Source organism: Phyllobacterium sp. P5_D12 (assembly GCF_054049495.1).
The window spans coordinates 1-2,322 of the sequence record NZ_JBFUMG010000649.1; the positions used below are offsets into that span (position 1 = coordinate 1).

The window sequence follows — 2,322 nt, forward strand, 5'->3', positions numbered from 1 at the left end:
GTCCAGGTATACGCCTGTCGGTGCCAGGTATGCGTAGCCGGGTGTCGCTGCCGCTTGAATTTTGCGTTTCGGACACGGGCGCGGGTGTGACGCCCGATATTATGCCACATCTCTTCGATCCGTTCATAACCACGAAGCCCAATGGTTCCGGGCTTGGCCTTGCTCTGGTCGCCAAGATTGTCGGTGACCATGGCGGTGTTATCGAATGCGATTCCGTGCCGCGCAAGACGACGTTCAGAATTCTCATGCCCGCATGGCAGAGCGGTCCGCTCGATGACGACCATGCAGACGACAGTCCATATACCAAGAAAGCAGGATCCTGATTATGAGTTTGGGCAGTATTCTCGTCGCAGATGACGACGCAGCGATCAGAACGGTCCTCAATCAGGCGCTCTCTCGTGCTGGCTACGACGTCCGCATAACATCGAATGCTGCTACCCTGTGGCGCTGGATATCGGCGGGCGATGGCGATCTCGTAATCACCGATGTGGTGATGCCCGATGAAAACGCTTTCGATCTCCTGCCACGCATAAAAAAATCGCGACCCGATCTGCCCGTCATCGTCATGAGTGCGCAAAACACCTTCATGACTGCCATTCGTGCCTCTGAGGCCGGAGCCTACGAATATTTGCCCAAACCGTTCGATCTGACGGAACTGGTCAGCATTGTTGGACGGGCACTTTCTGAACCGAAGAAAAAACCGGAGAAGTGGGCTGCCGACGAGCAACCCGATACAATGCCGCTGGTCGGCCGCTCGCCAGCGATGCAGGACATTTATCGGGTATTGGCGCGCATGATGCAAACCGATCTGACGGTAATGATTTCCGGGGAGTCGGGTACTGGCAAGGAGCTGGTGGCGAAGGCTCTGCATGAGTATGGCCGCCGGCGCAAAGGTCCGTTTGTCGCTATCAATATGGCAGCGATTCCGCGTGACCTTATCGAGTCGGAATTGTTCGGCCATGAGCGCGGGGCTTTCACGGGCGCGCAGAACCGGTCGAGCGGACGCTTCGAACASGCSGACGGCGGCACGCTGTTCCTCGACGAAATCGGCGATATGCCGATGGAAGCGCAAACGCGGCTTTTGCGCGTGTTGCAGCAGGGTGAATACATGACCGTCGGCGGGCGTACACCGATCAAGACCGACGTCCGCATTGTTGCTGCCACCAATAAGGATCTGCGTACCCTGATCAATCAGGGCCTTTTCCGCGAAGATCTGTACTATCGTCTCAATGTTGTGCCGCTGCGCCTGCCGCCCTTGCGCGAACGCGGCGAAGATATTCCGGATCTCGTGCGGCACTTTTTCAAGATGGCGGCGAAAGACGGTCTGCCTGAAAAACGTATCATGGCTGATGGCCTCGATCTTATGCGGCGCTACCCTTGGGCAGGTAACGTGCGCGAATTGGAAAATCTCGTCCGCCGTCTTGCCGCTCTTTACCCGCAAGAAGAGATCAATGCAGACGTCATCGAGGCTGAACTCAAGGCCGACCTGCGGCCAACCGAGCCATCGTCGAATTCAATGGCGGACCAGGATGTAACTATCGGCCAGGCGGTCGAACTGAACATGCAGCGCTACTTCCTTTCCTATGGGGACGACCTGCCACCCGTCGGTCTTTATCAGCGCGTGCTGGAGGAGATGGAGTATCCACTTATCCTTTCTTGCCTGACGGCGACGCATGGAAACCAGATCAAGGCTGCCGAATTGCTGGGACTCAATCGCAATACATTGCGCAAGAAAATCCGCGAACTGGGTGTCAACATCTACAAGAGCGCCAAGAGTGAACGCTGAATAGGCGGTATTCGCTCTTTAAGAAATCATTAAGTATTAGCAAATGATTCACCAGTTAGAACAATTTCAACAGAAGATAAAATTGTAATTACTGCAACAGAGCCTTTTTAACGTGAGTATGTGCAGAGTAATCACCAGAAATCTCGTGAATTAAACGCAATCGGTTAGCGCCGTATTGCCATTGGATCATACGGAGGTGCATGGTGTTCAGTTTTGCAGAACGATTGATGTTGTTCAATCAGTACGAAATCTTGAAGAAACTTGATCCTCAAAAATCGAGCCTTTACACGCGGCATCAGGAAGTCGTGGAGAAGGGTTTCGAGAGTCTTTATGAGGATCTCGGAATTTCAACGACGACGCTGAGCAAGGAAGAAGCCCAGGAAATGGACGATATTCTTGCACTGTTTCGCGCAATAAAGGCTTCGAGCGGGGGTGCGGCCAGCAACATGCAGGGCAAAACGGAGTTTGTTGGCTTTGGCTCCGGCCAGCCTGACGAGCATTTCGCTTATGCCAACTTCCTCAGCAACATCCTGAAG

General features: G+C 53.9%; 3 protein-coding genes. All 3 read left to right on the forward strand.

What is annotated here, in order from left to right; genetic code table 11:
- Positions 1-323 (forward strand): ATP-binding protein (locus tag ACXJ5O_RS24740; protein WP_457302215.1); only part of this gene is annotated, 323 nt, incomplete at its 5' end.
- A gap of 2 nt (positions 324-325) precedes the next feature.
- The gene (gene ntrC, locus ACXJ5O_RS24745) at positions 326-1,786 is read left to right on the forward strand and encodes a nitrogen regulation protein NR(I) (RefSeq protein WP_457302216.1); all 1,461 of its coding nucleotides are present in this window, start codon (positions 326-328) and stop codon (positions 1,784-1,786) included.
- A gap of 200 nt (positions 1,787-1,986) precedes the next feature.
- Positions 1,987-2,322: YfbU family protein (locus tag ACXJ5O_RS24750; protein WP_457302217.1), on the forward strand; the 336-nt coding region annotated here is incomplete at its 3' end.